The 26742-nt window shown below is 64.7% G+C and carries 27 protein-coding genes; 5 read left to right on the top strand and 22 right to left on the bottom strand.

Translation table 11 applies throughout. From position 1 onward, the window contains the following. Positions 1-5 precede the first annotated feature (5 nt). Complete coding sequence (locus H9638_RS10840) at positions 6-365, bottom strand: hypothetical protein (protein WP_191747177.1); 360 nt, start codon at positions 363-365, stop codon at positions 6-8. Positions 366-404: 39 nt separating this feature from the next. On the opposite strand from H9638_RS10840, the gene nucS reads away from it, so the two are divergent. Together nucS and H9638_RS10830 are read left to right on the top strand one after the other, a co-directional pair. Further along, on the top strand, positions 405-1100 hold the full coding sequence (gene nucS, locus H9638_RS10835; protein ID WP_191747176.1) for an endonuclease NucS: 696 nt from the start codon (positions 405-407) through the stop codon (positions 1098-1100). A gap of 339 nt (positions 1101-1439) precedes the next feature. Further along, entirely contained in the window at positions 1440-1643 is a 204-nt protein-coding gene (locus H9638_RS10830; RefSeq protein ID WP_066295455.1) for a cold-shock protein, read from the top strand. Positions 1644-1815: 172 nt separating this feature from the next. Here H9638_RS10830 and murA read toward each other — a convergent pair whose 3' ends face one another. The 14 genes from murA to H9638_RS10760 form a co-directional block, all read right to left on the bottom strand. After that, the gene (murA, locus tag H9638_RS10825) at positions 1816-3081 is read right to left on the bottom strand and encodes a UDP-N-acetylglucosamine 1-carboxyvinyltransferase (protein ID WP_191747175.1); all 1266 of its coding nucleotides are present in this window, start codon (positions 3079-3081) and stop codon (positions 1816-1818) included. 106 nt (positions 3082-3187) lie between these two features. Next, entirely contained in the window at positions 3188-3616 is a 429-nt protein-coding gene (locus H9638_RS10820; protein WP_066295458.1) for a DUF2550 domain-containing protein, read from the bottom strand. 9 nt (positions 3617-3625) lie between these two features. Then, complete coding sequence (locus H9638_RS10815; protein WP_066295459.1) at positions 3626-3919, bottom strand: F0F1 ATP synthase subunit epsilon; 294 nt, start codon at positions 3917-3919, stop codon at positions 3626-3628. A 5-nt stretch (positions 3920-3924) separates the two neighbouring features. Beyond that, positions 3925-5388 (bottom strand): F0F1 ATP synthase subunit beta, encoded by a 1464-nt coding sequence (atpD, locus tag H9638_RS10810; RefSeq protein ID WP_191747174.1) that lies wholly within the window; start codon positions 5386-5388, stop codon positions 3925-3927. A 76-nt stretch (positions 5389-5464) separates the two neighbouring features. Then, a complete protein-coding gene (locus H9638_RS10805) occupies positions 5465-6358 on the bottom strand; it encodes a F0F1 ATP synthase subunit gamma (RefSeq protein WP_191747173.1) in 894 nt (297 codons plus the stop codon). Between the two features lie 97 nt (positions 6359-6455). Further along, on the bottom strand, positions 6456-8093 hold the full coding sequence (gene atpA / locus H9638_RS10800; RefSeq protein ID WP_191747172.1) for a F0F1 ATP synthase subunit alpha: 1638 nt from the start codon (positions 8091-8093) through the stop codon (positions 6456-6458). 102 nt (positions 8094-8195) lie between these two features. Continuing rightward, on the bottom strand, positions 8196-9011 hold the full coding sequence (locus tag H9638_RS10795; RefSeq protein WP_191747171.1) for a F0F1 ATP synthase subunit delta: 816 nt from the start codon (positions 9009-9011) through the stop codon (positions 8196-8198). After that, positions 9011-9562: a F0F1 ATP synthase subunit B gene (locus tag H9638_RS10790; protein ID WP_191747170.1), complete on the bottom strand. Its 552-nt coding sequence runs from the start codon at positions 9560-9562 to the stop codon at positions 9011-9013. Before H9638_RS10790 ends, H9638_RS10795 begins: the two co-directional genes overlap by 1 nt. A 44-nt stretch (positions 9563-9606) precedes the next feature. Further along, a complete protein-coding gene (gene atpE, locus H9638_RS10785; protein ID WP_146361523.1) occupies positions 9607-9822 on the bottom strand; it encodes an ATP synthase F0 subunit C in 216 nt (71 codons plus the stop codon). Positions 9823-9894: 72 nt separating this feature from the next. Then, complete coding sequence (gene atpB / locus H9638_RS10780; RefSeq protein ID WP_191747169.1) at positions 9895-10701, bottom strand: F0F1 ATP synthase subunit A; 807 nt, start codon at positions 10699-10701, stop codon at positions 9895-9897. Between the two features lie 94 nt (positions 10702-10795). Further along, on the bottom strand, positions 10796-11074 hold the full coding sequence (locus H9638_RS10775) for an AtpZ/AtpI family protein (protein WP_191747168.1): 279 nt from the start codon (positions 11072-11074) through the stop codon (positions 10796-10798). Further along, positions 11064-11555: a hypothetical protein gene (locus H9638_RS10770; protein WP_191747167.1), complete on the bottom strand. Its 492-nt coding sequence runs from the start codon at positions 11553-11555 to the stop codon at positions 11064-11066. The genes H9638_RS10775 and H9638_RS10770 overlap by 11 nt, the downstream gene beginning before the upstream one ends. Before the next feature lie 127 nt (positions 11556-11682). Then, complete coding sequence (locus H9638_RS10765; protein ID WP_191747166.1) at positions 11683-12687, bottom strand: MraY family glycosyltransferase; 1005 nt, start codon at positions 12685-12687, stop codon at positions 11683-11685. Continuing rightward, positions 12687-14693, bottom strand: coding sequence for a polysaccharide biosynthesis protein (locus H9638_RS10760; RefSeq protein ID WP_225217265.1), 2007 nt, complete (start codon positions 14691-14693; stop codon positions 12687-12689). The genes H9638_RS10765 and H9638_RS10760 overlap by 1 nt, the downstream gene beginning before the upstream one ends. A gap of 178 nt (positions 14694-14871) precedes the next feature. On the opposite strand from H9638_RS10760, the gene H9638_RS10755 reads away from it, so the two are divergent. The 3 genes from H9638_RS10755 to H9638_RS10745 are packed head-to-tail and all read left to right on the top strand — an operon-like array spanning position 14872 to position 17754. Beyond that, complete coding sequence (locus tag H9638_RS10755) at positions 14872-15771, top strand: glycosyltransferase (protein WP_191747165.1); 900 nt, start codon at positions 14872-14874, stop codon at positions 15769-15771. 1 nt (position 15772) lies between these two features. Further along, complete coding sequence (locus tag H9638_RS10750; RefSeq protein WP_318241854.1) at positions 15773-16780, top strand: glycosyltransferase; 1008 nt, start codon at positions 15773-15775, stop codon at positions 16778-16780. After that, positions 16777-17754, top strand: a complete 978-nt coding sequence (locus H9638_RS10745) for an NAD-dependent epimerase/dehydratase family protein (RefSeq protein WP_191747164.1) — start codon at positions 16777-16779, stop codon at positions 17752-17754. Before H9638_RS10750 ends, H9638_RS10745 begins: the two co-directional genes overlap by 4 nt. A 44-nt stretch (positions 17755-17798) precedes the next feature. On the opposite strand, the gene H9638_RS10740 is transcribed toward H9638_RS10745, so the two are convergent. From H9638_RS10740 to H9638_RS10710, 7 genes are all read right to left on the bottom strand, one after another. Further along, entirely contained in the window at positions 17799-18575 is a 777-nt protein-coding gene (locus H9638_RS10740; protein WP_191747163.1) for an L-threonylcarbamoyladenylate synthase, read from the bottom strand. 4 nt (positions 18576-18579) lie between these two features. After that, on the bottom strand, positions 18580-19464 hold the full coding sequence (gene prmC, locus H9638_RS10735) for a peptide chain release factor N(5)-glutamine methyltransferase (RefSeq protein ID WP_191747162.1): 885 nt from the start codon (positions 19462-19464) through the stop codon (positions 18580-18582). An 8-nt stretch (positions 19465-19472) separates the two neighbouring features. After that, positions 19473-20552, bottom strand: a complete 1080-nt coding sequence (gene prfA, locus H9638_RS10730) for a peptide chain release factor 1 (RefSeq protein ID WP_191747161.1) — start codon at positions 20550-20552, stop codon at positions 19473-19475. Between the two features lie 169 nt (positions 20553-20721). Then, positions 20722-22878: a transcription termination factor Rho gene (gene rho, locus H9638_RS10725; RefSeq protein ID WP_191747160.1), complete on the bottom strand. Its 2157-nt coding sequence runs from the start codon at positions 22876-22878 to the stop codon at positions 20722-20724. Between the two features lie 421 nt (positions 22879-23299). Next, positions 23300-24289, bottom strand: coding sequence for a homoserine kinase (thrB, locus tag H9638_RS10720; RefSeq protein ID WP_318241853.1), 990 nt, complete (start codon positions 24287-24289; stop codon positions 23300-23302). Positions 24290-24304: 15 nt separating this feature from the next. Next, positions 24305-25429, bottom strand: a complete 1125-nt coding sequence (gene thrC, locus H9638_RS10715; RefSeq protein ID WP_191747158.1) for a threonine synthase — start codon at positions 25427-25429, stop codon at positions 24305-24307. Between the two features lie 4 nt (positions 25430-25433). Beyond that, positions 25434-26732 carry a homoserine dehydrogenase gene (locus H9638_RS10710; RefSeq protein WP_191747157.1) on the bottom strand — a complete coding sequence of 433 codons (1299 nt, stop codon included), beginning with the start codon at positions 26730-26732 and terminating at the stop codon, positions 25434-25436. Positions 26733-26742 lie beyond the last annotated feature (10 nt).

The raw sequence follows: 26742 nt of genomic DNA, 5'->3' as shown, positions 1-26742 counted from the left end.
CCGGCTTAGCGCCGGCGGCCGGAGCCCGGCCGGGTCTGCCAGCAGCGGGCGTGCCAGTGCCGGCGGTCTTCCACCGCTGTCTGCCGCCCCAGGAGCGAATCCTCCTGCCACACCACCAGGTGCTCAACCCCGGGCGGAATGACCTGCCCGCATCCGGGACAGCGGTAGTCCTTCGCAGCGTTGCGGGCGGTGATGCGGCGCACCGACCACTCGCCGTCGGCCGCACTCTCACGTTCCGGCAGCCCGACCCGTGCCCGGTCAAGGTCAATGTCCGGGGCGGGGGCAGCCCATTTGCGGCGGGCGTTGCGGCCGGCAGCCGTCGCAGAGGCGGGCAGCCGGCGCCGGGGCTGGTTGGAACGGGGCATAAATCCATCTTGCCGCAGCGGAGCCGGTAAAGTGCAACTGTGCGTTTAGTGATAGCCCGCTGCTCTGTTGACTACATCGGCCGCCTCCGTGCCCATCTGCCCCTGGCTACCCGCCTTCTCATGGTGAAGGCGGACGGCTCCGTCCTGATTCATTCCGACGGCGGCTCCTACAAGCCGCTGAACTGGATGAGTCCGCCGGCGACCCTGCGCATCACCGAACCGGGCGCCGACGATGCCGAGGCCGGCGTCGTCGAGGTCTGGAACGTCCAAAGCGCCAAAACGGACGACAAGCTGGTGATCAGCGTGTATGAGCACCTCTCTGACGTTGCCCATGACCTGGGGACGGATCCTGGGCTGATCAAGGACGGTGTGGAGGCGGACCTCCAGCGGCTGCTCGCTGAGCAGATCACGAAGCTTGGCGAGGGCTACACACTGATCCGCCGGGAGTACATGACCGCGATCGGTCCGGTGGACATCCTGGCCCGCGACGCCGCCGGTGCCACCGTGGCGGTCGAACTGAAGCGCCGCGGCGACATTGATGGCGTGGAACAGCTGACCCGTTACCTGGAACTGCTGAACCGGGATCCGCTGCTGGCACCCGTGCGCGGCGTGTTTGCGGCCCAGCAGATCAAGCCCCAGGCGAAGGTCCTGGCTGCCGACCGCGGCATTGACTGCCTCACCCTGGACTATGACGAAATGCGCGGCGTGGATGACAGCGCCTCGCGCCTGTTCTGACTGATCTGACTGTTTAGACAGTTCTGCCTGATCGCTCCCTGCGGCTGTTACCGGCGCTTTCCCTGCCGATTGATCCGGCCGAATACGGGCCGGCAACCCGGAATATAAACGGCCAAAAGATTCTGCAGATTTTTCGCCGAATCCGTTGACGGGTGTATGGCCGTATGTAACGCTATAGGCAGTCTTTGTGTAGGTGTATTTTCATGCTCGCAAGACGGTTGCGAGCGTGAAGCTCCTGTAGGAACTGCCGTCCGGCAGGGAACCTGGACTTCCCGCTTCGGTAACAACCACAGGCACGCGGTGTGCCGGTTCAGTTCCAGCAATAAAGGAGACAGGCAAATGGCACAGGGAACCGTAAAATGGTTTAACGCCGAAAAGGGTTTCGGCTTCATTACCCCGGATGATTCCGACGGTGACGTTTTCGTCCACTACTCGGAAATCCAGTCGAACGGCTTCAAGACCCTCGACGAGAACCAGCGCGTTGAATTCGAGATCGGCCAGGGCGCCAAGGGCCCCCAGGCCACCGGCGTCACCGCCGTCTAGTCTCTTCGCACAACAAAGGCGGAGACCAATTGGTCTCCGCCTTTGTTGTGTCACATCATCATCGGTTCCGCGGGCCTCCGGGCACAACAGCCTCCGCGCACAACAGCCGCCGTAACGGCACGCTCAGCGGGCCAACCGCCCCGCCGGACCGCGGTGTCCCCCGCCCGCGGAGTTAGCTCCGGCGCCGCATCACGTTGGCCCCGAGGCCGCGCAGGCTTTCCATAAAGCGTTCATATCCGCGGTCAATGTGGTCGACGCCGCGTACCTCCGTGGTCCCTTCAGCCGCCAGGCCCGCAATCACCAGGGCAGCGCCGGCGCGGATGTCGTTGGCTTCGACCGGAGCGCCGGAAAGCAGAGGAACCCCCTGGATCAGGGCGTGGTGTCCATCGAGCCGGACCACTGCGCCCAGCCGCGCCAGCTCCGAGGTGAAACCCCAGCGGGCTTCGAAAACATTCTCAGTCACCATCCCGGAGCCCGTGGACACAGCGTTGAGCGCCACAACGAAGGGTTGCAGATCCGTGGGGAAACCGGGGTACGGCAGGGTCGAGACATTGATCGGTTCCGGGCGGGACGGTCCCTTCACGGTAAACCCGTCCTCGGAGAGCTCCACCGCGCAGCCTGCCTGCACCAGCTTGTCCAGGACAACGGTCAGTGCCTGCGGATCCGCGCGGCGGACTTCGATGCTGCCGCCCGTGATAGCTGCGGCGAAGGCCCACGTCCCGGCGACGATCCGGTCGGGCACCACCCGGTGTTCCACCGGCGTCAGCTTCTCCACGCCCTCAATCTGCAGCGTATTGGTGCCCACGCCGCTGATCCTGGCACCCATTGAATTGAGCATTTCAGCGATGTCGGTGATTTCCGGTTCCCGTGCAGCATTGTCGATCACGGTGGTGCCGTTGGCCAGGGTGGCAGCCATCATAATATTCTCCGTCGCCCCCACGGAGGGAAAGTCCAGGATGTGGCGGGCCCCCTGCAGCCCCTGGGGCACCGAGGCCACCAGATAGCCGTGGTCGATGGTGATCGTGGTGCCCATGGCTTCGAGCCCGGCACGGTGCATGTCCAGCCCGCGCGACCCGATGGCGTCGCCTCCCGGGAGCGCGACTTCGGCACGCCTGCACCGGGCCACCAGGGGCCCCAGCACCGATATGGACGCGCGCATGGCACGGACCAGGTCGTAGTCCGCCTGATGGCCCGGAACGGCGGGCACATCAATCCGCACCTCGCCGGCATCGGCGTCGTAGTCCACAGCGCAGCCCAGCCGCCGGAGCAGTTCCGCCATGATCCAGACATCCTGGATATTGGGCACATTCGTGATGGTGGAGCGGCCTTCGGCCAGCAGCGTAGCCGCCATGAGTTTGAGGACGCTGTTCTTCGCTCCGGGGACCGTCACCGAGCCGTTGAGCGTGCAGGGACCGGTGGCAACAATGACGTCTTCCATCCCTCCATACTAGGACGCAGCCGCCCACGCCTAAGTACACAGGGAGGATACAGCGAAGGCGCAGGGAACATTTTCCCTGCGCCTTCATGCATTCCGGATTCGACGGCTAACGCCAGGTCCCGATACCGATCACCGGTCCGGCCTCCAGCCAGGAGGACAGGCCGGTGTAGACGTCGTACTTCATGGCGATGAGCAGTTCACGCCCTTCGTACTCAAGCGTTACCACCAGAGCTCCCGGCTGGATCCGGGCCCGCTCAGCCTCGGTGGGCTGGCGCCACCCCTTAATCTCCAGGGAGCTTCGGAGGAAACGGTACGGCGGGCGCGGGCTCAGCGAAAGCAGGCGGAGCCATTCCAGATGGGTGTCCGTATAACGGCAAACCCCCATCCGCCACCCGCCGGGCGGGAGGCAAATGGAGGCGTCAAAGGTACCCAGGGTACGCCGCAGCTGTGTGCGGCGTACCCAGAAAAGTGCCGTTGCCAGGACCAGCAGCGCGAAGAGCGCTGCCAGTGCAAGGAACACGTAGGTACTGTCCATTGGTTAGGGTCAGCGGGTCCCAGCGTTGGCTGCGTCGTTCAACTGCGCGTTATCCGCGACAATGACCACGCGGTTGCTGTCAACGGAGAAGAAACCGCCGTCGACCCCAACCGTGATCCGGCTGCCGGACACCGGCTCGATGGCCAGCTCGCCTTCGGCCAGGATCGCCAGCACCGGAGAGTGGCCGGGAAGGATCCCGATTTCGCCGTCCGCGGTGCGTGCCTTGACCATCTTCGCCGCACCGGACCACACAAAGTGGTCTGCCGCGACAATTTCGACTTCGAGTTCAGCAGTTTCAGCCATGGGGCTTACTTCCCGGTCTGCTCTTGGATCTTCGCCCACTGACGCTCGACATCATCCATGCCGCCGACGTTGAAGAACGCCTGCTCGGCGATGTGGTCAACGTCGCCGTCGCAGATGGCCTTGAAGCCTTCGATGGTGTCCTTGATGGAAACCGTCGAGCCTTCGACGCCGGTGAACTGCTTGGCGGTGTAGGTGTTCTGCGACAGGAACTGCTGGATACGGCGGGCACGGGCGACGACGATCTTGTCTTCTTCACCCAGTTCGTCAATGCCGAGGATGGCAATGATGTCCTGCAGTTCCTTGTTCTTCTGGAGGATCTGCTTGACGCGGACAGCCGTGTCGTAGTGCAGCTGGCCGACGTACTGCGGGTCGAGGATACGCGACGTTGAGGTCAGCGGATCCACGGCCGGGTACAGGCCACGGGATGCGATTTCACGGGAAAGTTCCGTGGTGGCATCCAGGTGCGCGAACGTGGTGGCCGGGGCCGGGTCGGTGTAGTCATCAGCCGGAACGTAGATGGCCTGCATCGACGTAATGGAGTGACCCTTGGTCGAGGTGATGCGCTCCTGGAGGAGGCCCATCTCATCGGCCAGGTTCGGCTGGTAACCCACGGCGGAAGGCATGCGGCCCAGCAGGGTCGACACCTCGGAACCGGCCTGGGTGAAGCGGAAGATGTTGTCGATGAAGAGCAGCACGTCCTGGTTCTGCACATCGCGGAAGTACTCCGCCATGGTCAGTGCGGACAGGGCCACGCGCAGACGCGTTCCCGGCGGCTCATCCATCTGGCCGAATACAAGGGCCGTGTCCTTGAGGACGTTGGCTTCTTCCATTTCGACCCAGAGGTCGTTGCCCTCACGGGTACGCTCGCCGACACCGGCGAACACGGACGTACCACCGAAGTTGCGGGCAACACGGGTGATCATTTCCTGGATCAGAACGGTCTTGCCAACACCGGCACCACCGAACAGACCAATCTTTCCGCCCTTGATGTACGGGGTCAGAAGGTCGATGACCTTGATGCCGGTCTCCAGCATTTCGGTCGAGCCCTCAAGGTCCGCGAAGTTCGGGGCCTTGCGGTGGATCGGCCAGCGCTCGGTGATTTCCAGCTGCTCTTCGGGAACGTCCAGGGGCTCACCCAGGACGTTGAAGATGTGGCCCTTGACGCCGTCGCCAACCGGCACGGAGATCGGAGCACCGGTGTCGGTAACGGCGGCACCGCGGACCAGGCCGTCGGTGGCCTGCAGGGAGATGGCGCGTACGAGGTTGTCGCCCAGGTGCTGCGAGGTCTCGAACGTGATGGTCTTGGTCTCACCGTTGAGCGTCAGCTCGGTGGTGAGAGCGTTGTAGATGGTGGGGATTGCGTCCGCCGGGAATTCGACGTCGACAACCGGGCCAATGACACGGGCGATACGGCCTGTGGCGCCCGGTGCTACGGAGGTTGCTCCGTGCTCGGCAGTTTGGGCAGTCATCTCTCTCACTTCACTCAGTTAGATGGCGTGTGGGCTAAGTTTTTACTGGTGGACCTCTTGGTCCGGGACCTGCAGGTTAGGAGGCGCTGAGCGCGTCCGCACCTGCCACGATCTCGGAGAGCTCCTGGGTGATTTCGGCCTGACGGGCGTTATTGCGAAGTCGCGTGTACTTCTTAATAAGGTCGGAGGCGTTGTCCCCTGCGGACTTCATGGCACGCTGGCGGGCTGCGAGCTCGGAAGCGGCGGCCTGGAGCATTGCTGCGAAGATGCGCGACTCGATGTAGCGCGGCAGCAGGGCATCAAGGACCTTCTCCGGCTCGGGCTCGTATTCGTAGAGGGGCAGGAGCTCGGTTTCAGCGCCTGCTTCTTCTTCGACAACTTCCAGCGGCAGGAGCCGGATGACTCCGGGTTCCTGGACAACCATGGACTTGAAGCGCGTGAACACGATGTGGATTTCATCCACGCCGCCGTCTTCGTAGGCCGTATTGAAGTCATCGAGGAGTGCTTTGCCGATTTCCCGGGCAGTCTCAAACTCGGGCGCATCTGTACCGCCGGTCCACACGCGCTCATAAGCACGGTCACGGAAGTCGTAGTACGCCTGGGCCTTGCGTCCCACCAGGTAGGTCTTGATTTCTTTGCCCTCTTCACGGAGCAATTCATTCAGTGATTCGCTCTGCTTCAGGACGCCTGCGGAGTACGACCCGGCAAGACCACGGTCGGAAGTCATAACGACCACTGCCGCCCGGCGGATCTGCTCCGGTTCGGTCGTCAGCGGGTGATCGATCTCCGACTGGGACGCCACAGCAGAAACGGCACGGGTGATCGCGTTGGAATAAGGCAGCGCCGCGGCTACGCGGGTGCGGGCCTTTCCAATGCGAGAGGCAGCAATCAGCTCCATCGCCTTGAAGATCTTCTGCATCGACGTGGTCGAGGCGATCTTCTGGCGGTAGACCCGAATTTGGGCTCCCATACTTTTCCTTTCGGTTCCTAGTGTTTTGAACTAGGGGCTAAGGCAAGGGGCAGAGGTTCCGCGGCCGGCGTGAACCGGCCGCGGAACCTGGAAGCCGCTAGCGCTTCTGCTTGACGATCTTTTCCTGGTCGACTGCATCCCCGTCCAGAGCCGCAGCTTCCTCGTGTCCGGCGGCAACCATGCGGTTGTCACCTTCGCCGAAGAAACCCTGCTTGAAGTCGGTGATAAGGGTCTTGAGTTCATCCACCGTGGAATCTTCGAGCTTGTTGGTCTCAGCCAGAACGGTGAGGACCTTCGAAGAGTGGCGGACGTGGTCAAGGAACTCGGCTTCGAAACGGCGGACATCTTCCACCGGAACGTCGTCGAGGTAACCGTTGGTGCCGGCCCAGATGGACACAACCTGGTCTTCGACCGGGAAGGGTGCGTACTGGCCCTGCTTCAGCAGTTCCATCAGGCGTGCGCCGCGGGTCAGCTGCTGGCGGGAAGCCGCATCCAGGTCAGAGGCGAACATGGCGAATGCCTGCATGTCGCGGTACTGGGCCAGTTCCAGCTTCAAGGTACCGGAAACCTTCTTCATGGCCTTCTGCTGGGCGGCACCGCCAACGCGGGACACCGAGATACCGACGTCCACTGCGGGGCGCTGGTTGGCGTTGAAGAGGTCCGACTGCAGGAAGATCTGGCCGTCGGTGATGGAGATGACGTTGGTCGGGATGTAGGCCGAGACGTCGTTTGCCTTGGTCTCGATGATCGGCAGGCCGGTCATCGAGCCTGCGCCGAGCTCGTCGGAGAGCTTTGCGCAACGCTCCAGCAGGCGGGAGTGCAAGTAGAAAACGTCGCCCGGGTAGGCTTCGCGTCCCGGCGGGCGGCGCAGCAGCAGCGACACTGCACGGTAGGCTTCAGCCTGCTTCGACAGATCATCAAAGATGATCAGAACGTGCTTGCCGCCGTACATCCAGTGCTGGCCGATGGCCGAGCCGGCGTACGGTGCCAGGTACTTGAAGCCTGCGGGGTCGGACGCCGGGGAGGCCACGATCGTGGTGTACTCCATGGCGCCGGCATCTTCGAGGGTCCGCTTGATCTCAGCGATCGTGGACGCCTTCTGGCCGATGGCCACGTAGATGCAGCGCACCTGCTTGTTGGTGTCGCCCGAGGCCCAGTTGGCCCGCTGGTTCAGGATGGTGTCGACGGCGAGGGCAGTCTTGCCCGTCTTGCGGTCACCAATGATCAGCTGGCGCTGGCCGCGGCCGACCGGGATCATCGCGTCGATGGCCTTCAGGCCGGTCTGAAGCGGTTCGTGAACCGACTTACGCTGGGTAACGCCCGGCGCCTGGAGTTCCAGTGCACGGCGGGCTTCAGCCTGGATCGGACCCATGTCATCCATGGGCTCGCCCAGCGGATCGACGACGCGGCCCAGGAAGGCATCCCCAACGGGGACGGACAGGACTTCACCGGTGCGGTGAACTTCCTGGCCTTCTTCGATGCCGCCAAAATCGCCAAGCACAACGACGCCGATTTCACGGGTGTCGAGGTTCTGGGCCAGGCCCAGCGTGCCGTCCTCAAACCGAAGCAGCTCGTTCGCCATTACGGAGGGCAGGCCCTCCACACGGGCAATGCCGTCGCTGGCGGTGGTTACGCGGCCAACTTCAACGCGCTCTGCGTTTCCGGGTTCGTAGGACGCCGCAAATTCATTCAACGCATTACGGACGTCGTCGGCGTTGATGGTCAATTCGGCCATCTGCAGTCCCTGCTCTCCTATGTTGTGATCATCGCTTGGTGCCGATGACCTTCGATTGGTTCTCAAATGTTTCTCATGGCCCGCTTCAGCCACGATGGGTGGCTAAACCGCGAGCTTCCGGCGCAGTTCCGACAACCGGGTCACCACAGTGGAATCGACGACTTCATCGCCCACCGTAACCCGGATACCACCGACGATCGAGGGGTCAACAGTGGCGTTGATCTTCAGTTCGCGGCGGTACAGGCTGTTCAAGGACGCCTGCAGCCGGGCGCGCTGCCCTTCTGTCATGGGGACGCTGGTACGTACTTCCGCGATCCAACGCTGCTGCCGTCCGGCAACCAGTTCCAGGAACCGGGTGACCAGGGCGGTGGGGCGAAGACCGCGGGGAGCTGTAACAGCCTGGCGGATCAATACCTGTGCTGCCTCGGACGCACCGGGCACCAGCTTCAGTGCCAGCGTGGTCTTCGCGTCCGCGCTTGACTGCGGATTGGACAGCGCACGCTGCACGTCATGGTTGGATGCCACGGTCTCGTTGAAACGGAAGAGGTCCCCCTCCAGTTCCTCGAGGCCGGCAGAACCCGGCCCCTTGTTTTCTGCGACCGCGGAGACAACCGTTGCAGCCAGGGTTTCCAGAGCGTCCCCGAGGTCGCGCGGTGCGCGCCAGCGGGATTCAACCAAAGAAGCAACAATCTGTTCGGCGTCGGCCGAAACCTTGCCGCCGACCAGTTTGGAGACCAGGGCTGCCTTCTCTTGTCCTTCACGAGCCGGATCAGTCAGGGCCCGAAGCAGGCCGGTCTGGCCGTCCAGCAGGCCCAGGATGCCAAAGAGTTCCTCAGCCAGACCAAGGGTCGCGTGCGGAAGGCGTGCTTCCAACTGACCCTGGGCTGCTGCCAGTGACTCGCTCGATATACCTGCCATTACTGAACCGCACCTGCGTTCTGCGAGGTTTCCAGCTCATCCAGGAAGCGGTCGACAACGCGGGCGGAGCGGGCATCGTCGGCAAGGGACTCGCCAACAATCTTTCCGGCCAGCTCGGTCGCCAGGGCGCCAACTTCGCTGCGGAGCGCGACAACTGCTGCCTGCCGCTCTGCCTCGATGGTGACCTGGGACTGTTCCAGGATGCGTGCTGACTCGCTGGCGGCCTTGGCCTTCAGGTCGGCGAGAATCTGAGCGCCTTCAGAGCGCGCTTCCTCACGGATCCGGTTGGCTTCGGTGCGTGCATCAATCAGCTGCTGCTTGTATTCGTCCAGGGCGGCACTGGCTTCAGCCTGTGCTGCCTCGGCCTTGGCAAGTCCGCCTTCGATGGCCTCGGTACGCTCTGCAAACGTCTTCTCGAACATCGGGACGACGAACTTGACGACGATGAACATCAGCACAGCGAAGCCAAGCAGTGTTACCAGGATCTCCCAGACGTTTGGGATCAGAGGATTAGCGCCTTCTTCAGCGGCGAGGATAAGTGCCTCGTTCATTTCTCATCCGTCCTATCTACTTGGTGGGGAAAAACGCGCTGAAGTTAGAGGACGAACGCGAAAACCAGACCAAGGATGGCAAGGGCTTCGGTCAGGGCCAGGCCCAGGAAGGCGATCGGCTGCAGCACACGCTGTGCCTCGGGCTGGCGTGCAACACCGTTGATGTAAGCAGCGAAGACCAGGCCCACACCAATGGCGCCGCCGATGGCGGAGAGGCCGTAGCCGATGAGGTTCAGGTTGCCGTCGATGGAGATTTCCATTATGGATGTTCCTTTCAAGATGCCCGCAGGCAGGTTGTTTGGTTCAGGGGTTTCCCCTGGGAAAGGGGAGGTTTAGTGTTCCGCAGCCGCGATGGAGCCTTGGATGTAGATCGCGGTCAGCAGGGTAAAGACGTAGGCCTGCAGGACCTGGATCAAAACTTCGAACAAGAACATGGCGACGCCGCCAACCAGGGTCAGCACGCCCAGGGGCTTCAGCAGACCTTCGGCTTCCAGCAGCAGGAACTCGGTGCCGGCTGCGGAGAGCATGATGATCAGGTGGCCCGAGAGCATGGTCGCGAAGAGTCGGAGACTGTGCGTGATCGGGCGGACCAGGAAGGTGGAGATGATTTCGATCAGGACAACCAGCGGCAGGATTGCCATGGGAACACCTGAAGGGACGGTCGCGTACTTGAAGTACTTGATGCCGTGCTTCTTGATGCCCAGGATGATCCAGGTGAAGTAAACGATGCCGGCCAGCGCGTAGGCAGTGCCAACGTGCGAGGTGGTCGGCAGCTGTGCAAGCGGAATGCTGCCCCACAGGTTATTGATCAGGATGAAGAAGAAGAGCGAGAACAGCAGCGGGGTGTACGGACGGAAGTCCTTCTCACCGATGATGTCGCGGCCGATCGAGTTGCGGACGAAGTTGTAGCTCGCCTCACCCAGGAACTGCAGCCGGCCCGGGACCATCTGTCCCTTGCGTGCTGCGACTATGAAGAACCATCCGATAATGATGACCGAGATGAGGATAAGCAGCATCTGCTTCCCAAACCCGTCTCCGTACGGTGCGCCCCAGGGAAGGATCTCAGGGAGGTGCATGTCTTCGAGGGTGGGAGCAACAAAACCCTCTTCATTGGCGGCGGGAAGCGCAAGCGCGATCAACGCGTTTCCTCTCTGCTGTGTCCATCGTTGGGCATTTCATTGGCGGGCACATAGCTCATGCACCCGTGTACTAAGTTTTGTGACATTGATGTCTCTAACCCTCATCCGGCCGTTTTCCACCCTTGGGCGGTAGTGGCTTGGTGGAAGTGAGCCCGTGGGCGGCAGCTGTGTAATAACCGCTGACACCACCCAGGGCGATACCTGCAAATAAAATCCAGCGGGTCCCCAGAAGACTGTCCAGCCCCCACCCTATCAAACCCAGGGCAAGGATTCCGGACAGGACATATTGGAGCACCGCGATCGGCTTTTTGACCGGAGTTTCAAAGGCTGCGGGAACATGCTGGGGGGCATTCTTTTTTGGCTTAGCTGCCACCTGGCGCACCTTTCACTGAATTGTCCGGGCCATTGGGCGCCTCGGAGAAAATAAGCTGCCGGGTGCGTGAATAAGCGAAAATCTCTGCAGCTTGCCACATAACGACGGCCCCCAGTGCAGTAAACGCGAACCAGGGCCGTTCGAGCCATTCAGGCACGCCGAAGATCAGGAGGATCGCCGCGAACCCGACAACTTTAATGGCATACGTTACGGCGAACATTCCGATGGCGCCTGATGGATTGCTCCGCCCGACTACGTGGCCAACCAGCAGGCTGATACCAAAGAACAGTGCGATCATTGCCCATCCCGCAGCAACACTGGCTGCCCCGGCGATACCCGGGCCCAGGAGGGAGAACACTGCAGCGGCGGCAGCTGGCAAAGCGGTCCAAAGAAGGCAAGTCTTCAGGATGTCCAGCCACGGCGCCGTTGTGGGGCCGGAAACACTGAGCCGCGAAGCGCGTGGGCCGTCTTCTGGGCTCATGGCTGGAGGATCATCCTTGTGCTTTGTGAGGAAATATAGCGTCGTCGCATAACGGATCGTGGCGACGTTTGAATTCTACAGCACATAGAACTGCTCCGTGACACAGTCCCTCCCCCGGGCCCGGATGTCAGGTCCGGGTCCGGGCACGCAGCCGGGCGACCAGCCGCGGAGAAGCCAGGTAGAAGGCTGCCACTGCGGCAACAAAAGCTGTTCCTGCTGCAGTAACTCCCCAGCTTGACCCTCCGGTAACGAGGCCGGTGGCGCCGACGGCTGCGGTGCACAACGTCACCAGCAGCGCCGACTGCACGTGGCTCAGCCCGGCATCGGTCAACCGCTGGTAGACATGCTGGCGGTGCGCGGCGTACCAGCGCTCCTGGCGCCAGATCCGGCGGACAAGGGTGGTGAACGTGTCCAGCACGTAGATCAGGATGGGAAAGAGCAGGTACTCGACGTAGACCCCGGCCAGGAATGCCGCGACGGCAGTTCCGGCAATGGCGGCACCCAGCAGGTAACTGCCGACGTCCCCCATAAACACCGACCCGCGGCCCAGGTTCCAGGGCAGGAACGCCGCGAAGGCAGCGGCGATCACCGTGCCGGCGGCTATCAGCCACACCTGATCGGCCAGCACGCCGCTGGCCGCGTAGAGAAGACCGACGGTCAGGCCATGAAGACCGGATATCCCGTTCACGCCGTCCATGAAATTGGCAACGTTGACATAACCGGCGATCACCAGCGTCCCCACGGGCACCCACCAGTAACTCTGGCCCAGGGCGGCTGCCAGTGCTGTGGTTCCGGCGGCACCGATGAGCAGCTGCATCCCGAAGCGGACCCGGATGGACAGCCCACGGAAGTCCTCGATCCAGCCCAGCAGCGAGGCGGCGGCAATCACTGCCATCAGGACCAGCAGCAGCGAACGGTCAACGGCCACGTAGCCCGTGAGCAGTGCCGCCGCCAAGCCCAGCAGGACCCCGGCGGCGATTGTGGCGCCCACTCCCCTGATCACCACCTTGGTGTGCGAGGAGCGCTCATTGGGTACATCCACGACACCCAGGCGGCGCAGCAGCGGGATCAGGGCAAAAGGCAGCAGGAGGCTAGCGAGGAAGGCTGCCGCAACAGGAACGGCGAGCTCCATCAGCCGGTCCGCCGATCCTCATGCCGCCCGGCAGCCGGAGAGCCCTTATGCAGATCGGCGTCGTGCAGATCGGCATTGCGCAGATCGGCATTGCGCAGATCGGCGTTATGCAGATCGGCCAGGCGAAGCGCGGCGGTGTCCGGCAGCGGGAAAAGCGCCGCGGCCGGGGCCCCGGGGCCGGCCCCGGTACCGCTGTCCGGGAACTCGCCCGGCCCGAACCCGCAGCGGCGCAGCCAGTCCTCGGCGTCGAGGTCCTGCGGCGCCAAAACAGCCACGGAGGTGTGCGAAATTTTCGGGTGCAGCGGACGGGAATCGTCCTCCCCCGTGCCGACCAGGATTTCGTGCAGCTTCTCGCCCTTCCGGAGACCGGTGAAGACGATTTCGATGTCCTTCCCGGACATCGCGATCATGCGGCGGGCGACGTCCAGAATCTTCACCGGCTCGCCCATGTCCAGGATCAGGACTTCTCCCCCGCGGCCGATGGCTCCGGCCTGGATCACCAGCTGGCAGGCCTCGGGAATGGTCATAAAGAACCGGGTGACCTCCGGATCCGTCACCGTCACAGGACCGCCCTGGCGGATCTGCTCAGTGAACAGGGGCAGCATGGAACCGCGGCTGCCGATCACGTTGCCGAACCGCACGGAGACAAACCGCCGCCCGCTGTGTCCGGCCATCCATGCCGTGAGCTTCTCGGCGACCCGCTTGGAGTGGCCCAGGACCGTGGTGGGGTTGGCGGCCTTGTCCGTGGAGATGTTCACGAAGTGGCTGACACCGGCCTTTTCGGCCGAACGCAGCACATTCGCCGTACCCAGCACGTTCGTCTTCCAGGCTTCCAGCGGATACTGCTCCAGCAGCGAGACGTGCTTCAGGGCGGCAGCGTGGAAAACGACGTCGGGGCGGCGTGCGGCGAACACCTCGTCCAATGCCCGGGCGTCCCGGATATCAGCGAGCACCGTGTCCTTGCCGTTGAGCAGTCCCTGGCCCGTGATGGAGAGCTGGGTGAGCTGCAGGCCGGTCTCGTCGCGGTCCACCATGATCAGTTCTTCCGGCTCGAAGGCCGTGATCTGGCGGCAGAGCTCCGAGCCGATGGAACCGCCGGCGCCGGTGACCAGCACCCGCTTGCCGGTAAGGTAGCCCGCAACCTCGTCCACATGGATGTCCACGGGACGGCGGCCAATCAGGTCCTCGACGGCGACTTCCCGGAAATCGGTCAGCCCGGCCCCGGATCCCTTCGAGAGCATGTCCCGCAGCGGCGGGAGCACCATCACGCGCAGGTCCAGTCCCTCCGCGCTGTCCGAAACCTGCCGCACCTGCGCGGCGTCGACGTCGGCGATCGCAATGATCAGAACGGTCGCACGGGTGCGCTGCACCAGTTCCCGCAGGTCTGTCAGCTTGCCGACCACGGGTACCGTGCCCAGGCGGAGGTGCTTCTTCGCAGGATCATCGTCGATCAGGCCCACCGGGAAATACGGGGAGTCAGGATCGTTCATCATCCGGGTCACCAGCGAGTTGCCCAGGAACCCGGCACCGTAGATCAATGTCCGCTGCGCCTCATCGCCGGGGCGGGTCTTGCTTTCGACGTACATCCGCTTCAGATAGCGGATTGCCGCCATAAACAGGCAGGCAAACGGGAAAGCCAGCACGCCGGTGCTGCGCGGAATGTCGATGGCCAGGCCGAACAGGGCGCTGACCAGGACCAGGATCGCCGAAACCACGATGGTAACCACGGCCAGCAGCCGCATTTCGTGGAAACTGCCGAAGCTGTAGCGGCCGCGGTAGAGGGCAAAGGAATAGCCCACCACGAGCTGCGTCACGACGGCCACGGCGCAGAACACCGCCAGCCCGGCTACGTTGATCTGGTCAACTGTGAGTTCGTAGCGCAGGACCAGTGCCAGGACGATGGCCACCACCCACGCCATGGAATCCAGCACGTATTGGGACCAGAGCCATAGCGCCGGCTTCTCGTCCCGCACCGGGGTGGTTGTGTCCCTGCTTGAATCGTTCATAGTCCTCAACGGGTTGGCACCCGGTTCGTATCTAGGCTGTTGGGGGTCCTGCCGTGCTGGCGGCACGGAAGTGCGGTGAATCCGGTGTAATAGACTGGAATCTATTCAGCATACTAACTGCACACCCCTTCCCGCCCGGCAAAGCCCGTGCGTCCGGGGAGCCTTGGAAAGGAACACCTTGCCGGATTCAGTGGCCGTGGCAGCTGTGACGTTTGACCGCCCGGATGACGTCAAGACGCTGCTGGGGGCGCTTTCGGCCCAGACGGCCGCCATCTCCTCCGTGGCCTTGGTTGACTCGGGAAAGAGCCCGGTCCGGGACATTGCGGAAGCCTCTGCGGCCAACGTCACCTATGTCCGCTCGGAAACCAACCTCGGCGGCGCCGGCGGATTCTCGCTGGCCATCCTCACGGCAATGGCCTCCGGTGCGGACTGGATCTGGATCATGGACGACGACGCCCATCCGGAAGATCCGGAGTGCCTCCAGGCCCTGATCGATGGTGCCAAGGAACGGAACCTGGACGTGATCCTTCCGCTGGTGGTGGCCCCCGGACGGCCGGACACCCTCTCCTTCCACTTCCGCATCGACGGGCGTCTCACCCACAACCGGGCCGAAGTCGCCAAGGCCGGGTTCCTTCCCGGCGTGGGGCACTTCTTCAATGGCGCGCTGATCCGCCGTGATGTCTTCTTCCGGGTGGGCCTTCCTGACCTGCGCCTGTTCATCCGCGGCGATGAGACTGACTTCATGATCCGCCTGCGCAAGGCCGGGATTCCGTTTGGCACCCTGACCTCCGTGGCCCTGAGCCACCCGGCTGCGTGGTCCGAGGTCAACGAAATCCTCGGCGGACGCCTCCATGTGCTGGTTCCGGACACAGACTTCAAGCGCTTTTACTTCTTCCGCAACCGCGGACACCTGATGTGGAAACACAAGCGCCTGCGGTCCCTGGCCGCGGATGCCGTCGGCTATCCCCTCCACTTCGCCCGGACCCGGGACTTCCGCGGGTTCCGCGCCTGGCTGCGCGCCTACGCAGGCGGGGCCAGGGGCACCCTCTTCGGCCCGCCATCGGATCTGGGCTATTAGCGTGAGCGGATCCGGCGCTGCCATCGAGGGCCTGGCCGTGGTGATAGTCACCTTCAACCGATCCGGCTATCTGCGTGGCCTGCTGGAGTCGGTTACTGCCCTGGACCCGGCTCCGGAGCGGGTAGTGGTGGTGGATAACGCCAGTACGGATGACACAGCCGCGGTGCTCACCGAGCTGCAGCCACGTTTTCCGATTCCGCTCAGCATTGAGCGCCTCGCTGAGAACACCGGCGGTTCCGGAGGGTTCGCGGCGGGGGTGGCCCGGGCCCTGGACACCGGTGCACAGTGGCTGTGGCTCATGGACGACGACGTCGAGGTCCTCCCGGGAGCGCTCGGCGCCCTGGCGAAGTGGACCGCGACGTACGACTGCATCCACGGCCGGCGGCTCGACGACGCCGGCAACCCGTTCTTCTGGCAGCACCGGTTTCTTCCCTTCCTGGGTATCCATGTTCCGGTCCGCGGCAATATCTTCGCCGACCGTCCGGTATTCGCCACCAATGTCGGCTGCTTCGAGGGCATGCTTGTCAGTGCCGCCGTCGTCCGGGACATAGGACTCCCCGATTCCCGTTTCTTCATTAACGGCGACGACGAGATTTACGGGTGGCTGGCTTCCCTGCACCACCGCGTCGTCTACGTCAACGAGTTCGTGCTGCGCAAGGTCCGCCCACAGAAGCAGATCGACCTGGGTATCCGGCACCTCAACGACTCCAGCGACCTCAGCAGGTTCTGCGCCATGCGGAACCGCGGGCATACGGCCGGGTATCTGCGGGCGCACGGCCGGTTCCATCCCGTGGGCTTCGCAGCCGGCACGGCACTGACCGCTGCCAAGGAACTTCTGCGGCTCATCGCCGTCGAGCATAACCTGCGGGGGGCCGGCAGCCTGTGGCGCGGCTGGCGGGAATCCCGCCGCATCCTGCATGACCGCGGCTGGAAACCCATGCCGGCGCTCGGAACCGGCGGCGCCACTGAGACCACTGCTCCAGCTCCTTCAAACCAGGACACGATGTGAACAGCACCCCTCCCCCCGCCGGATCTTCCCAGGACCAGGTCTGGGCGGTTCTCGGTGCCAGCGGTTTTATCGGCAGCGCCCTGGCCACGGCACTGGACCGCGCCGGCATTACTGTCCGCCATCTCAAGGCCCCCCGGATCAGCGCCCGGTCAACGGACGCAGCAGGCCTTCTGGCCGAAGCCGCGGAGCTCGCCGACCAGCTACGGGACCTAACAGGGGCGCTCACCGGCGCTGACGTCGTCGTCAACGCCGCCGGGCTGGCCACTCCCTCCGGCGCGGACTCCCCTGAGCTGCGCGGCGCCAACGCACTGCTGCCGGTGCTGGTGGCCAACGCTGCCGACGCCGCCGGGGTACGCCGCTTTGTCCACCTCAGCAGTGCCTCGGTGCAGGGTCACCGGCCGGTCCTGGACGAAAGCCTCCAGGTGGAACCGTTTTCGGCCTATTCGCGGTCGAAGGCGCTGGGCGAGCAGGCGCTGGGCGCCAGGGCTGGGGGCCGCTGTTCAGTAGTCATCATCCGGGCGACCTCAGTGCAGGGACCGGCACGGGCAACAACAGCGAACCTGATGAAAATCGCCGCTTCTCCCCTGGCGTCGGTGGCCGGGCGGGGCGATTCACCCAGCCCGGTCAGCTCGGTGGACGCATTGGCCAGCTTTGTGCTGACCGTCGGTGCACAGCCGGACGGCGTTCCGGCCCTCGTCCTGCAGCCGTGGGAAGGTGCGACTGCCGCCGGTGTCCTCGAGGCCGCCGGCGGCCGGCCGCCCCTGCGGCTGCCCGGCTGGTTTTGCCGCGGCTCGTTGAAAGCGGGATACGCCGTGTCTTCCCTGCTCGGCGAACGCCTCCACGGGTCGCTGCGGCGGGTCGAGATGATGTGGTTTGGGCAGCGCCAGGAGCCTGGTTGGGCCGAGGCCACCGGAAATGTTCCCGCACCGCGCGTTGAGGAAGTGCTGCGCGAGGCGCGCCGCCAGCGCGGCTAGGGGCAGACACAGGACCGCGCCGGAGCACGGTACGGCATGGAAGCCTAGCGGGCCTCGCCGTGGACGGACCCGTGGCCGGCGGCCGGAACAGCGTCGGCATCGGAATCGTCATCCGTCCCGGAGTCCGGAACGGACCCGCCGGCAGCGGGCTGCTCCGGTTCCTCGCCGAGGCCGAGCACGGACGGAACCACCGCACGCAGTTCCTCAAGCCCGACGGCGCCGGCCCGGACCACCCGCAGGGGCGACTGCGTCGCATCCACGATCGTCGAGGGAATCCCGTCGCTGCCTTCCTGCGGCCGGGGTCCGGCCTCCAGGTACACCTCGACGGACTCGCCCAGCTGTGCCTGGGCAACGGCCGCGGTCTGAGCTGCCGGATTGCCGGTCCGGTTCGCGGAAGACACCGCCATCGGTCCGGTGAGGGCCAGCAGGTCCAGGGCGATCTCGTCGTCGGGCATCCGCAGCGCGACGGTGCCCTTGGTATCGCCCAGGTCCCAGGTCAGGGACGGCTGCGCATGGAAAATCAGGGTCAGTCCGCCGGGCCAGAAAGCCTCCGCCAGCGCCCGTGCCTCCGGGCTGACGTCCACGGCCAGGCCGTCCATGGTCTGCAGGCGGGGTACCAGGACGGGCGGCGGCATGGACCGGCCCCGGCCTTTGGCGGCCAGCAGCGTGGCCACGGCCTGCGGAGAGAACGCGTCAGCGCCAATACCGTAGACCGTGTCGGTGGGCAGGACGATGCACTGCCGGTTGGCGATGGCCTGCTGGGCGCGGGCCAGGCCGGCGCTGCGGGCCTCGGGATCTGTGCAGTCAAAGCTGGTAGTCACGGGACTATTCTTTCATGCTGCTCTGCGAAGTGGCCGCCGCCGCGGAACGCACTGCGGAGGTGGCGCGGGGGCGGTCGTTGAGGTCGTTGTGTGAGGTTATTGCTTCCCAGGCCGGGTCAGCTGCCAGACGGGCGGCGATGGCCCTGGCCTGCACTTCGGCATGCTCCATGACAAAGTAACCGCCTGGGCGCAGCAGCCGGGCTGCAGTGCGCGCGGCAGCGCCGGGCAGTTCCAGCCCGTCCGCTCCCCCACCGTAAAGCGCCATCGCGGGGTCGTGGTCGGCCGCTTCGGGTTCGTTCGGGACTGCCCCTGCAGGAATGTAGGGCGGATTGGAGACGACGACGTCGAACGTTCCGTCCTGACCGGGCAGCGCCGTGCGCAGATCACCTTCCAGGACGGTGACACCCAGCGGGTCGAGGTTTTTCCTGGCCCAGGCCAGGGCCAGCGGGCTCAGTTCCACCGCATATACGTCCGAATCTGGAACCTCGGACGCGATGGACGCCGCCAGCGCTCCGGACCCGGTGCCCAGGTCCACGACCTTCGCGCCGCCAGGGACCAGCCGCGCCCGGTCAATGGCCAGCTGCGCAACGGTTTCAGTTTCCGGCCGCGGGACAAAAACGCCCGGCCCCACCGCAAGCTCCAGCCTGCGGAAATGCGCCTTGCCGGTGAGATGCTGCAACGGAATCCGGCGGGCGCGTTCGGCAACCAGGCCGGCATACCCCTCCGGTGCTGCGGCATCGGTGAAGGCCAGGGCCCGCACGCGGCCCACGGATTCTCCGAGGAGGTGGGCCGCCAGCAGTTCAGCATCAACACGCGGGCTCGGCACACCGGCGGCGGACAGTTCCGCCGCCGCCGCGCGCAGGGCCTGGTCAAGGGAGTGTGCCGGCATGAACGGAACTACGCCTCGTCGCCGATGGCGTCCAGGCGGGCCTGCTCATCCATTTCGATGGCAGCCTGGACCACTGCTTCCAGATCACCGTTCATGACGGTGTCCAGGTTGTAGGCCTTGTAGCCCGTGCGGTGATCCACAATCCGGTTTTCCGGGTAGTTGTAGGTGCGGATCCGTTCTGAACGGTCCATGGTGCGGATCTGGGACTTGCGGATGTCCGAATTCGCGGCGTCGATCTTTTCCTGCTCATGCGCGAGGATCCGCGAACGCAGCACGCGCATCGCCGCTTCACGGTTCTGCAGCTGGGACTTCTCGTTCTGCATCGCGACCACGATCCCGGTCGGAAGGTGGGTGATCCGGACGGCGGAGTCGGTCGTGTTCACGGACTGGCCGCCGGGACCGGAGGACCGGTAAACATCGATCTTCAGGTCGTTCTGGCTGATTTCGACCTCTTCCGGCTCATCAACTTCCGGCAGGACCAGCACGCCGGCTGCAGAAGTGTGGATCCGGCCCTGGGATTCGGTGACCGGGACGCGCTGCACCCGGTGCACACCGCCCTCGTACTTCAGCCTGGCGTAGACACCCTCGGCGGGGTCGTTGGAAGAACCCTTGATCGCCATGGACACGTCCTTGAAGCCGCCAAGGTCGGATTCCGTGGCCGAAATGATCTCGGTGCGCCAGCCGCGGGTTTCCGCGTAGCGCGTGTACATCCGCAGCAGGTCGCCGGCAAACAGTGCAGCCTCGTCGCCGCCTTCGCCGCCCTTGACCTCGATGATGACGTCGCGGCCGTCGTTGGGATCCCGCGGGATCAGCAGGCGGCGCAGTTTCTCCTGGGCCTCGCCCAGCTGATCCTTCAGCACCGGGACCTCGGCAGCGAATTCGGGATCCTCACCGGCCATCTCCTGGGCTGCGGCGAGATCGTCTTCCAGCCCGTGCCAGGTGTTGTAGGCATCCACGATCCGGCTCAGCTCGGCATAGCGGCGGCCCAGGCGGCGGGCCAGGCCCTGGTCCGCGTGCACAGCGGGATCTGAAAGCCGCATCTGGAGTTCAGCGTGCTCATCCAGCAGTCCCTGTATGGACTCAAACATTGTTTCCCATTCCTTCTTCGCACCGTGGGGCCCGCCTGCGGACCCCGAATCCCGTTGCTGTCTTGAACCATTCTCGCCCGGAGGACCACCTGCCGGTTAACCGCCAAGCCGCCCAGGCCCCTTCACCCTCCAAAGAGGGCCAAGGGGCATGAGCGGCTAGGTCAGGCAGCTAATCGTTCTTGTTGCCCAGGGTGGTCTTCTGGACCTGCATCAGGAACTCGACGTTGGACTGCGTTTCCTTGATCTTGTTGGTCAGCAGTTCCAGTGCCTGCTGCGTATCCAGGCCCGAAAGGACCCGGCGCAGCTTCCACATGATCTTGACCTCGTCCGGAGAGAGCAGGTTCTCTTCGCGGCGCGTGCCCGAAGCGTTGACGTCCACGGCCGGGAAGATGCGCTTGTCCGCAAGGTTGCGGGAAAGGCGCAGTTCCATGTTGCCGGTGCCCTTGAACTCCTCGAAGATGACCTCGTCCATCTTGGACCCGGTCTCGACGAGCGCAGTGGCCAGGATGGTCAGCGAGCCGCCGTTTTCGATGTTGCGGGCAGCACCGAAGAAACGCTTCGGCGGGTACAGGGCCGAGGAATCGACACCGCCGGAGAGGATACGGCCCGACGCCGGAGCGGCCAGGTTGTAGGCACGGCCCAGGCGGGTCATGGAGTCCAGGAGGACGACGACGTCGTTGCCCATTTCCACAAGGCGCTTTGCCCGCTCGATGGCGAGTTCGGCAACCGTGGTGTGGTCATCGGCGGGACGGTCGAAGGTGGAGGCAATGACCTCGCCCTTGACGGTGCGCTGCATGTCGGTGACTTCTTCGGGACGTTCGTCCACGAGGACCATCATCAGGTGCACTTCGGGGTTGTTGATGGTGATCGCGTTGGCGATCGCCTGCAGGATCAGCGTCTTGCCGGCCTTCGGCGGCGAAACGATCAGGCCGCGCTGGCCCTTGCCGATCGGGGCCACCAGGTCGATGACCCGGGGTCCGATGACCTTTGCGGAGGTCTCCAGGCGCAGGCGCTCGGAGGGGTAGAGCGGAACCAGCTTGGAGAACTCCACGCGGTCCTTGTTGTCCTCCGCCGGTTTGCCGTTGACCGAGGTCAGGCGGACCAGCGCATTGAACTTCTGGCGTGCGGTGTTGCCCTGGTTTTCGCCGTCACGCGGAGCGCGGATGGCACCAACGACGGCGTCGCCCTTGCGCAGGTTGTACTTCTTGACCTGGGCCAGGGAAACATAAACGTCGTTCGGGCCCGGCAGGTAACCGGAAGTGCGGACGAACGCGTAGTTCTCCAGCACGTCCAGGATGCCGGCGACGGGCAGCAGGACATCATCCTCGGTGACCTCGACGTCGTCGACATCGGGGCTGCGGTCGCGGTTGCGGCGGCGCTCGTTGCGGTCGCGGAACCGGTCATTGCGGTCATTGCGCTCGCTGCGGTCGTTCCGGTTGCGGTTGCGGCGGTTGCGTCCGCTGCGGCTGTTGTCATCGCCGTCGGAATCGCGGTTACCGTCGTTCCGGTTACCGTCACGGTCACTGCGGCTGTTCTCGCTGCGGTTGCCGTCACGGTCACTGCGGTTGTTCTCGCGGTCGCCGCGCTCATTGCGGTTGCCGTCACGGTCACCGCGGTTGTTCTCGCGGTCGCCGCGCTCATTGCGGTTGCGGCTGCGGCCCTGGCGCTCGGAGCGGTCTTCCTCGCGGGAGCCCTCCTGCTTTTCGGCCGGCTTTTCCGAAGCGGCTTCCTGGCCGTTGTTCGCGGTGTCGTCACCGCTGTTTTCGCCGTCGTTGCGGCGGTTGCGGCGGTTGCGGCCGCGCTCCCGCTGGCCCTCTTCCCGGCCGCTTTCAGCAGCGGCAGGGGCAGCGGCAGCTGCGGGTGCATCAGCCTGCGGAGCTTCTGCGGCGTCGCTGCCGGCAGGAGTAACCACGCCGTCGCTCGCAGCGCGGCGGTTGCGGTTGCGCGTGCGGGCCGGACGCTCGGTGGCCTGTTCGCTGCTGGCGGTGTCCTGGGCATCTGCCTTGGCCGCCGGCGCGGTTTCGGCCGGGGCCGATGCCTTAGCCGAATGCTCAGACCCGGCCTTCTCGCCCTGCGGGGCTTCAGACTTGGAGCCGCGGACCGGGCGGTCTGCGACGGAGCCGCCGCGCTGGTGGTTGGAGATGGCCGTAACCAGGTCTCCCTTGCGCATGCGCGATCCCCCGGTGATGCCCAGCTGGCCTGCCAGTGCCTGCAGCTGTGCAAGCTTCAGGCCGGCGAGCCCGGAGCTCTTGGAATTTGCTTCACCGTTGGAACCGGCGGATGCTGATGAGTCCACACCTGCAGTCAGGTCGGTGGTATCTGTCACGAAGGATCCTTCCCCCTCGTCGGGCGGTCCGGCGCAGTGCCGGCCGCGTTGAATGGCCCTGGAACCGTTGATTCGACATACGGTTCAGGGTTCACCTGCTGCAGGAAGTGTCCCGGCAACGGTGAATCTGCTGGTGCCTTGTTTGGAGAGTCCACGGGAGTTTCGGCAGCTGCGCTGTCGGAAAACGCGAGGATCATTTTGATCATTCGACTGACCGTTTCTTGGCAGTCTCCGGAAGGCTACACCGATGCTTGTGTTTCCGCGGACTGACTCCGCCCCGCCGTCCGAATCGTTATGATCGATGCTCAGTTACCAGCTTCTGAGCTGATATCCAGGCAAAACGGTCCACAATCCGGTCCAGGAAGAAGCCTTGGTGGTCCACAGAACGGACGACCTGCCGGTGGAAGCACAAATACGGTTATTACCGCTGGTGCACTACCACTCTAGCACCATCTCGGTCTACGCCAAGCCGCAGCACACGCCAATTCTCCAACGCCTGCGCGGCCAGGTGACGCACAATCAGGGCCTCCGCAGCGGCTGCCTGATCGGTGCCCGCGGCCAGAACCATAACGGTCGGCCCCGCTCCGGAGACAACGGCGGCGAAACCCGCCGCGCGCAGGGTCTCGATGAGGGCGGCGCTGGGCTGCATCGCAGGGGCCCGGTAGGACTGGTGCAGGAAATCCTCGGTCCCCGCGAGCAGCAGGGACGGATCGGTAACCATGGCATGCATCAGCAGGGCGGCACGGCCGGAGTTGGCGGCCGCGTCACGGTGCGGGACGTTCTGCGGCAGGAGTCCGCGCGCACTTTCCGTGGACAATTCGGTTGCCGGCACTGCCACTACAGGAATGACGTCCGGATGGACCTGGGCCGTGACGGAACGGAAACGGCCTTCGTCCTCCCACGACACCGCAAGGCCGCCGCTGAGCGCCGGAGCCACATTGTCCGGATGGCCCTCCAGCACGGAACAGGCGTGCAGCAGCCCGGCCTCGTCCAGCTGCGCTGCAGCAGGAAGCAGCGCGTTGCCTGCCAGCACTCCGGAGACGATAGCCGACGCCGAGGATCCGAGACCACGGCCGTGGGGTATAACGTTCTCGCAGATGAGCTCGAAGCCGCCAACGCCGTATCCGGCGTTCCGGATGGTGTCCACAATGGTCCGCGCCACCAGGTGTGTTCCATCGGTGGGGAGCGTGTCTGCTCCCTCTCCGCTGACCCGCACGCTGATGCCGCCCGAGTCCCGGGTGCGGACCCGCACCGAGTCGAACAGTCCAACGGCCATTCCCAGGCTGTCGAAGCCCGGACCCAGGTTCGCACTCGTCGCCGGCACACGAACGGTGATGTCCTGCCCGGCGGCAACCTGCGCGGCGGATGCCGTGCCCTGTGCACCCTGGCTGACCTGGTCTACCTGTTTCACCTGCATCGGCTTCGCTTAGCTGGCTGCCGCAGGAGCGGCCTCTTCGAGGCCCAGCGCTGCGGCGACGCTGACGACGTCGAACTCCACCTTGGTCGGTTCAACATCCGAGCCGTCGGCGGTGCGAAGCGCCCACTGCGGGTCCTTGAGGCCGTGTCCGGTGACGGTGATGACAATCTTCTTGCCCGTGGGGGCACCACCTGCGGCGTGCTTCTTCAGCAGACCCGCGACGCCGGCCGCGGAAGCCGGTTCCACAAAGACTCCCTCGCGGGAGGACAGCCAGCGGTGGGCTTCGAGGATTTCGGTGTCGGTCACCGCTTCGATCAGACCGCCGGACTCGTCGCGGGCGGCGATCGCCTGGTCCCAGGACGCGGGGTTGCCGATCCGGATGGCGGTGGCAATGGTGTCTGGCTCAGTCACCGGATGTCCCTTGACCAGCGGGGAGGCGCCTTCGGCCTGGAAGCCCCACATGACCGGGGTCTTGGTGGCGACCGGGGGAAGTTCCGTGCCGGCGTTATTGGTCCAGGGCTGGGCGTACTCCTGGTAGCCGCGCCAGTAGGCCGTGATGTTGCCTGCGTTGCCGACGGGCAGCAGATGGTAATCAGGGGCGTCGCCGAGGAAGTCCACAACCTCGAAGGAAGCGGTCTTCTGGCCTTCGATGCGTGCGGGGTTCACGGAGTTGACCAGGAACACCGGGTACGCCTCGGCCAGCTTGCGCGCCACCTCGAGACAGTTGTCGAAGTTGCCGTTGACCTGAAGCAGCTGCGCGCCGTGGGCAATAGCCTGGCTCAGCTTGCCCATGGAGATCTTGCCGTCCGGAACCAGAACGGCACAGGTGATCCCGGCCTGGGTGGCATAGGCAGCGGCGGAAGCGCTGGTATTGCCGGTGGAAGCACACACAACGGCCTTCGCTCCCGCTTCCACAGCGGCGGTCATGGCCATGGTCATCCCGCGGTCCTTGAAGGACCCGGTGGGGTTCATGCCTTCGACCTTGAGATAGACATCGTTGCCGGTCAGCTCGGAGAGGGCCTTTGCGTAAACCAGCGGTGTGCCGCCCTCACCGAGAGTGATGACCTCGGTGCTGTCGGTAACCGGCAGACGGTCGGCGTACTCGCGGATAACGCCGCGCCATTGATGAGCCACGGTTCTAGACTCCTTCTACCCGCAGGACGGATGTGACGGAATTGATGACGTCCAGGCCCTTGATGGCCTCGACGGTGGCCGCCAGGGCGGCCTCGGGTGCGCGGTGCGTGACAAAACGCAGTTCAGCCGACGCGTTCGCCGCGTCGGTGTGGCTTGTCTGCCGCATGGTTTCGATCGAGACCCCATGGTCAGCGAAGACCTGCGCGACGGCGGACAGCACGCCCGGGGCGTCGGCGACGTCCAACCCGATGCTGTAGCTGGTGGTGACCTTCTCCAGCGGCAGGGCCGGAACATGCCCGGAGGCAGCTTCTACGCCCATGTGTCCGCCCAGGACCAGGCGGCGGGCGACGGTAACGACGTCGCCCATCACGGCGGAGGCGGTGGGGGTTCCGCCGGCACCCTGGCCGTAGAACATCAGCTCGCCGGCGTTCTCGGCTTCGACGAAGACGGCGTTGAAGGCGCCGTGCACGGCGGCCAGCGGGTGGGTGCGCGGGAGCAGCGTGGGATGCACGCGGACGCTGACGCCCTCGGCGCCCTCGGACTCAAACTTTTCGGCGATCGCGAGCAGCTTGATGACAAACCCGGCATCCTTCGCTGCGGCAATGTCCTGGGCGGTGATAGCGGAGATGCCCTCGCAGGAAACGTTCTCCATCTCGAAGGTGGTGTGGAAGGCCAGGGAAGCAAGGATTGCCCCCTTGGCGGCGGCGTCGTGGCCCTCAACATCGGCCGTCGGGTCAGCCTCGGCGTAGCCCAGGCGCTGGGCCTCGGCCAGTGCGTCAGCGAACTGCGCACCGGTCGTGTCCATCTGGTCCAGGATGTAGTTGGTGGTGCCGTTGACAATGCCGAGCACCCGGGTGATCCGGTCGCCGGAAAGGCTGTGGCGGATCGGCCCTAGGATCGGAATGGCACCGGCCACTGCGGCTTCATAGGCCAGCCGGACGCCCGCGGCATCGGCCTTCCCGTAGAGCGAGGCACCGTCAGCGGCCAGCAGCGCCTTGTTGCCGGTGACGACGGAAGCGCCGTGGCCGATGGCGTGCAGGATCAGCGACCGGGCCGGTTCGATCCCGCCCATCAGTTCGATGACTACGTCCGCGGACTCCACCAGTTTCTCGGCATCGGTCGTGAACAGGTCCCGGGGCAGGTCCGCGTCGCGCGGAGCGTCCGGGTTACGCACCGCAATGCCGGTCAGTTGCAGGCGGGCACCCGTGCGAGCAGTCAGGTCAGCGGCATCATCAAGGAGGATTCGTGCCACCTGGGATCCCACATTGCCGCATCCCAACAGGGCTACTTTGAGGGTCTTCATTTCGTGCCTT

It is taken from the genome of Arthrobacter pullicola, assembly GCF_014836875.1.
Lineage (GTDB): Bacteria > Actinomycetota > Actinomycetes > Actinomycetales > Micrococcaceae > Arthrobacter_B > Arthrobacter_B pullicola.
This window is presented reverse-complemented; position numbering and strand designations above follow the sequence as displayed.

Coding starts and splice junctions, on each gene's coding strand:
- H9638_RS10840 (WP_191747177.1), bottom strand. CDS start 365: ATGCCCCGTTCCAACCAGCCCCGGCGCCGGCTGCCCGCCTCTGCGACG.
- H9638_RS10830 (WP_066295455.1), top strand. CDS start 1,440: ATGGCACAGGGAACCGTAAAATGGTTTAACGCCGAAAAGGGTTTCGGC.
- murA (WP_191747175.1), bottom strand. CDS start 3,081: ATGGAAGACGTCATTGTTGCCACCGGTCCCTGCACGCTCAACGGCTCG.
- H9638_RS10820 (WP_066295458.1), bottom strand. CDS start 3,616: ATGGACAGTACCTACGTGTTCCTTGCACTGGCAGCGCTCTTCGCGCTG.
- H9638_RS10815 (WP_066295459.1), bottom strand. CDS start 3,919: ATGGCTGAAACTGCTGAACTCGAAGTCGAAATTGTCGCGGCAGACCAC.
- atpD (WP_191747174.1), bottom strand. CDS start 5,388: ATGACTGCCCAAACTGCCGAGCACGGAGCAACCTCCGTAGCACCGGGC.
- H9638_RS10805 (WP_191747173.1), bottom strand. CDS start 6,358: ATGGGAGCCCAAATTCGGGTCTACCGCCAGAAGATCGCCTCGACCACG.
- atpA (WP_191747172.1), bottom strand. CDS start 8,093: ATGGCCGAATTGACCATCAACGCCGACGACGTCCGTAATGCGTTGAAT.
- H9638_RS10795 (WP_191747171.1), bottom strand. CDS start 9,011: ATGGCAGGTATATCGAGCGAGTCACTGGCAGCAGCCCAGGGTCAGTTG.
- H9638_RS10790 (WP_191747170.1), bottom strand. CDS start 9,562: ATGAACGAGGCACTTATCCTCGCCGCTGAAGAAGGCGCTAATCCTCTG.
- atpE (WP_146361523.1), bottom strand. CDS start 9,822: ATGGAAATCTCCATCGACGGCAACCTGAACCTCATCGGCTACGGCCTC.
- H9638_RS10770 (WP_191747167.1), bottom strand. CDS start 11,555: ATGAGCCCAGAAGACGGCCCACGCGCTTCGCGGCTCAGTGTTTCCGGC.
- H9638_RS10765 (WP_191747166.1), bottom strand. CDS start 12,687: ATGGAGCTCGCCGTTCCTGTTGCGGCAGCCTTCCTCGCTAGCCTCCTG.
- H9638_RS10760 (WP_225217265.1), bottom strand. CDS start 14,693: ATGAACGATTCAAGCAGGGACACAACCACCCCGGTGCGGGACGAGAAG.
- prmC (WP_191747162.1), bottom strand. CDS start 19,464: ATGCCGGCACACTCCCTTGACCAGGCCCTGCGCGCGGCGGCGGCGGAA.
- prfA (WP_191747161.1), bottom strand. CDS start 20,552: ATGTTTGAGTCCATACAGGGACTGCTGGATGAGCACGCTGAACTCCAG.
- H9638_RS10710 (WP_191747157.1), bottom strand. CDS start 26,732: ATGAAGACCCTCAAAGTAGCCCTGTTGGGATGCGGCAATGTGGGATCC.